Annotated in this window: 4 protein-coding genes and 1 pseudogene; 2 read left to right on the plus strand and 3 right to left on the minus strand. The window is 59.6% G+C overall.

Features of this window, described 5'->3' with window-relative positions; all coding sequences use genetic code 11:
* Nucleotides 1-321 precede the first annotated feature (321 nt).
* Nucleotides 322-678 carry a hypothetical protein gene (locus NKG95_RS33915; protein ID WP_353043835.1) on the plus strand — a complete coding sequence of 119 codons (357 nt, stop codon included), beginning with the start codon at nucleotides 322-324 and terminating at the stop codon, nucleotides 676-678.
* 44 nt (nucleotides 679-722) lie between these two features.
* On the opposite strand, the gene NKG95_RS33920 is transcribed toward NKG95_RS33915, so the two are convergent.
* From NKG95_RS33920 to NKG95_RS33930, 3 genes and pseudogenes are all read right to left on the minus strand, one after another.
* Nucleotides 723-929 carry a hypothetical protein gene (locus NKG95_RS33920; protein ID WP_353043836.1) on the minus strand — a complete coding sequence of 69 codons (207 nt, stop codon included), beginning with the start codon at nucleotides 927-929 and terminating at the stop codon, nucleotides 723-725.
* A gap of 262 nt (nucleotides 930-1,191) precedes the next feature.
* Entirely contained in the window at nucleotides 1,192-1,377 is a 186-nt protein-coding gene (locus NKG95_RS33925; RefSeq protein ID WP_353043837.1) for a hypothetical protein, read from the minus strand.
* A gap of 230 nt (nucleotides 1,378-1,607) precedes the next feature.
* Nucleotides 1,608-2,085 (minus strand): annotated as a pseudogene (locus NKG95_RS33930) (transposase); the annotation flags it as partial.
* 307 nt (nucleotides 2,086-2,392) lie between these two features.
* On the opposite strand from NKG95_RS33930, the gene NKG95_RS33935 reads away from it, so the two are divergent.
* Nucleotides 2,393-4,967, plus strand: a 2,575-nt coding sequence (locus NKG95_RS33935) for an FG-GAP repeat domain-containing protein (protein ID WP_353043838.1), incomplete at its 3' end; no start/stop codon positions are given.

Consider the following 4,967-nt stretch of genomic DNA (forward strand, 5'->3'; position numbering starts at 1 on the left):
GTTGCTGGACCTCTGCTACTCGCCGACACTCAACCTTACCACATCTGCTGACACTCGAGCCACGGTGACCACCGCCGTCACAGTTGGCGCATTTCTCATATTCAAGCTTTGATGTTGATCAACAGATCAACCCGCGCGTAGGGCGCGATTTGCGAGCGCCTCCCCATATCGGCGGTCCAGCAGAGATTCATTTGTCACCGGCCAGGTCGTGAACCCATAAAACGTAAAATAACCGGGACGGGTGGAAAGCAGACCCTGTCCCTATACCCGTTGCCTATGAACTGGGGTAGGTTTGATCGACAGTGTTGGTGCATAGCGACCATGAATGAGCTTACCCTAAGTAACGACTATTACGTTGAGCCAGATTACAACGGCTCATTCCAGCACGGAACGATATTTCATATCGCTCGCAACAAGCACGGCGGATCGGTTTCGACTGGGGTCGGATATTTCCATGTTTGGAAACCAGTGATCCATCCCGAGGGGTATTTTCCGCACCACCGCCTCGACTGCTTCATCAAATACGGTGAACTCGCCCCTGATCCTGCTTGGCTTGCAGGTAGGCTGTTCGAGACCCTGATCACGCACGGCTACATATCTGAACCGGTGTGGCTTGGCTGGCATCGTTCCGAGGAAATTGACGGCGAAGAGCGTGGCTTGGTGTTCGACCGGGACTGACAGTACCGGTGCGAAGGTCCGCAATGGGTGGTGGGAAGCCGACATCATCGCACTGTCGAGAGGCGGCTACGGGCGGCTTCTATTTCGGCCAAAGTCAGTGGCGCGCTTTCGTCCGAAAGGAAGAACAGCGCTTTCGCCACAGTCTCGTCATCCCAGTGGAAGTCGTCGCTCATGATGAGCGCGTCAGCGATATAGCTGGCAGCACTCAGCGGCAGTTTATCATCAGCTAACACTCCAAGGACCTTGTTCACATGGTGCCCACGTCACCCGCGTCAATGGGCCGTCAGTAATGATGATGTGACCAATACCGCCATGCTTGGCAGTGGCAGCGACGCACTCATTCACCTCGGCATTAATTTCTTGCCAAAGCTCCGTTGCTGAGGTTGCCCCATTGAGGAAGGACGAAAGAGATGAGTGGCGCATACGGGTACCATATAATCGTGGACCGAACGTCCGCAATGGGATGGTGGAAAGCAGTCGGTCGTCCTTATCCCGTCTTCAGTCCCTCAATGCTTATGCGAGGTCGAGTTCGCCGCGCGCCTCGATCGCTAAAAGATAGTGGGCCTTGGCCAGGCGATCCGCTTTGGACTGACGGAGCATCGTCACAGGCAATCGAGCGCGGTCCTGCCGTCTGTCGATCGGCGCGGCCGCAGGCAGGATAAGTGCGTTCCGTCGTTCCTGGTTCGCATCGGTCCTCATCAGCCGGAGCGGATCTCCTCGCTCAGATGGCGTCCGTCAGCGTGCCGGCGCCATGCGTTTCATCTGCCGTCCCACCGCTCATCGATGCGCTCCCAGCAGCTTGCGGTTGTTGACATGCGCGCCGGCCTGCGTGGCGGTGGCGCGCAAGTTGGCGGTGATCATGTACGCAATGTGGAGCGACGGCACGTTCTATGTCGGGGGCCGATCCGGCGGTGAGTAAAACAGCGCCGCGCAGCCTTGCGGTGGCAGGGGTGTTTGGCGATCTCCCAGCCCCAGCTCTTGCCCTTGTCCTTGCCCTTGAAGCGCGTCGTCAGCCCCGACGCCGCCTCCTCATAGAGCGCGCGCCGCACGTCGGCGTCGCCGGCCTTCGAGATGTGGCCCTGAATGTCGATCGAGGTGCCCGATTGCAAGCGCCGCGACATCAGCCCGAAGTCGGCCGTGACATCGCGCGAGCGGCGGAAGCGCGCGGGATCGTCTATCGCCGCCACAACGAGGGCGCCGTCACCGGGCCGACGCCGGGAATGGCCATGAAGCGCCAGCACGGTTCGCTGCGTCCGACAATCGTCACGACGAGATCCTGCAGACGGCAATACTGTCTGCACAGCGTCGCGGTCTGCACAGCGTCGCGCGTGCCGGCAGCATGGCGTCCATCAGTTCCGTTCACAGCGGACTGTCTGCCACCGCACAGCCCTGCTCGAACGCTCCGCGTGGTGTCGCTCAGTGCGGAACCGACATTTGGCCTCTGTGATCGGGCTAATATTGAAACTCGCGGCTTCGCCACTTGGGGAACTTGGGCGCGAAGTCAGTGACAGCAGCAAGGCGGTAATTCTGTGTTGCCGAGGATGATCGACCCAAGATCGACCGATGTCGTCTCTAATCGGCCGAGGCTCGAAGAATAGCCTCCCCGGCCGCCCTCTCCAAAATTTCCCTGTGGATATTGCCTCTGTGACGACGTGGTGTCGTATTCGTTTGGTCGCGTCTGAGTAGAAGTAAGCAACTTGGGCTCGGGGGAATCATGAACAAGTTGCTTGTTGGTGCGGCATTGCTTGCCGCCGGCGTCTTCGGTGCAGATACATCTTTCGTTTCTTATATTAGAAGCTCCGCAGGGATGGCGGCGTTTGCGCAGGAGGCGCAGGGGACCTCGCCCGATGCTGGCGCGAGTGGCGGCTTCGGCAATGGCGGGGCAGCGATTGGCTCGGGAACAGGCTCCGGCGCAGACGATGCGGGCGGAGCGCCCGCAGCAGGTACCGCGGGAGATGCCGCGCCGGCGGGCGATGGTCCGGGTGCGGCGGCGAAGGTCGACGGCAAGCCGGCTGGCGACAAGGCCGAAACCAAGCAGCCCGACGCCAAGGCGGGCACCGCTGCGAAGACGACCGACACAGAAGCGGCGCCAGATGAAGCTGCGGCCGCGTCAGCGACCGAGACGACCACCGAGAGCGATCCCGAGGCGATCGGCACGCCGAAGGTGGATTTGCCGAAGAGTTCAGGCAACGGCAATCTGGGCTATGCCATCGGCATCGACGTTTCGGACTTCCACGGCATCGAACCGTCGATCGCGCTCGACTACAACTCCTCGCGCAGGACCAAGACCGGCGGCCTGTACCAGGGCTGGCTGGGTTATGCCTGGGGTCTAGGCAGTTTTGACGTCATCGAGCGGGCAAGCCCGGGTTATGGCATGCCGGCCTTCGATGCCGGCGACATCTATCTCCTCGACGGCCAGGCGATGATTGCCTGTGTGGTGGGCATGGTGTCGCCGTCGTGTTCGACCGGCGGCACGCATGCGACGGAGAATGAATCCTATCGCCGCATTGGCCTGAACAGCACCACCAATGAATGGAAGGTGACCGATCGCGACGGCACGGTCTCGACATTCCGCTCTGTCGCTGCCGTCGCGAACCTGACGCCGGCGGCCGGCACGCCGGCCTATGATTTGGCCCAAAGCTATCGCTGGCTGCTGACTTCGGTCACCGACACCAATGGCAACAGTGTTGCCTACAGCTACACCTGCCCGGCAAGCCCGGTCTGCTACCCCGATACGATCAGCTACAACGGAACGGTGGTAAAATTCTATCTGGAGACACGGCCTGACCTGATCCTGATGGGTAATGGCCGCGACATCTCCGAGACCAGCCAGCGCATCAAGACGATCGGCGTCACAGTCTCTGGCGCGCTGCGCAGCGCCTACAAGCTCACCTATGACCAGGCGCCGTTCTCCAGCGCCTCACGTCTGACCGCCGTCACCCGCTACGGCACCGAAGCGGCCATTGCCACCGACGGCACCATCACCGGCGGCACCGCAAAGCTGCTCGGCCAGATGACCTATCAAGGCGCCGGTTGGAACTATTCCACTGTCAACACGCCGATGTATGAGGATGCCGTGGTCGGTGACGATCCAAGATATGCCAATCTTGACGACGTTGGGGACCTCGACTTCGACGGCAGAGACGAAGTTTTCGGCAACTATTCGGAAAAGACAGAAACGACCACCAGCCGCGACCACACCACGATCGTCACGACCACGACCAAAAGATACAAGAGAATTATCAAATTTGGGACCGAAGGTTCACCATCGGCAGTTAATTCTTTGTTCGCGGGGTCGACAGTAACAAGAAGTAGCGATCAAGAGCCACCAGACGAGAACCCAAAAACTTACGATCCTGGTCGGTTTGTCGCGACCAAAAGCACAATGGATTACGCCGAGTATTCCACCAGTAAGTCGTGCAGTACGACCCAAACCGGCCAAAGATGCAGCTACTCAGCGACTCCTTCCCTTGTGCTGACCGATCCTCAACTTGTGCTGACGGCCGCCACGTGCAATCCGGCGCCTGCTGGTTATCAGTCCGTTTGCGACGCTTTGCCTAGCTACAGCAATGAGCTTTGGCCTTCGCTAGCTCGTGCGTTCGTCGCGGACACGGACGGCGATGGTCTCGACACGCTTGAGCTCCACACCACTAGCGCTTCGATATTGGGCATTGGCGATTTCCTCGGCAATGGCCGACAGCAGCCTATGTTTCGGTCCGGCAGTTCCGTTTACAAAGGTGTACTTTCAAGCGGCAAATGGCAGCTCGGATCGTCGCTCGGAATCAATTGCCAGTTTGACACGTTGTCCAATCCTGGCTCTTGCGTCTTGGCTGATTTCAATGGCGATGGCGCGACAGATGTGGCCAGATATAGGGTCAGTGAAGACAAGATCGCGGTTTATTTGTCGACTGGCGTCGGCTTCAAAAGCTATGCTGGTGCGACTGTAGACGGCGGCCAGGTGATCCTGCGCGACTTCGATAATGACGGTAAAGCCGACGTCTTTACCTTGGGCGGTAACGTCAGCGTCACCCGCTCGATCGGGGTCTACTCCCTCCAGCCCTCATCCACCGCCTATGTTGCGGTCAATTTGCCACGTCCGACAACGATGAGTTTAGTGGGATCGGTAATCGGCGACTTCAACGGCGACGGGCTGCCGGACTTTACCGACTACAAAGACCACATGTTCATCTCCGCGCCTGGCGCCGGCAATCCGAACCTGCTTCGTTCGGTGGTGACGGAGCTGGGCGGAACGGTCGCGGTGGAGTATGCGCCGTCGTCGACCTGGGTGA

Source organism: Mesorhizobium sp. M1423, assembly GCF_040317575.1.
Lineage (GTDB): Bacteria > Pseudomonadota > Alphaproteobacteria > Rhizobiales > Rhizobiaceae > Mesorhizobium.

Excerpts from the sequence above, each read along its gene's own strand:
- NKG95_RS33915 (WP_353043835.1), top strand. The coding sequence starts at position 322 with ATGAATGAGCTTACCCTAAGTAACGACTATTACGTTGAGCCAGATTAC.
- NKG95_RS33925 (WP_353043837.1), bottom strand. The coding sequence starts at position 1,377 with ATGAGGACCGATGCGAACCAGGAACGACGGAACGCACTTATCCTGCCT.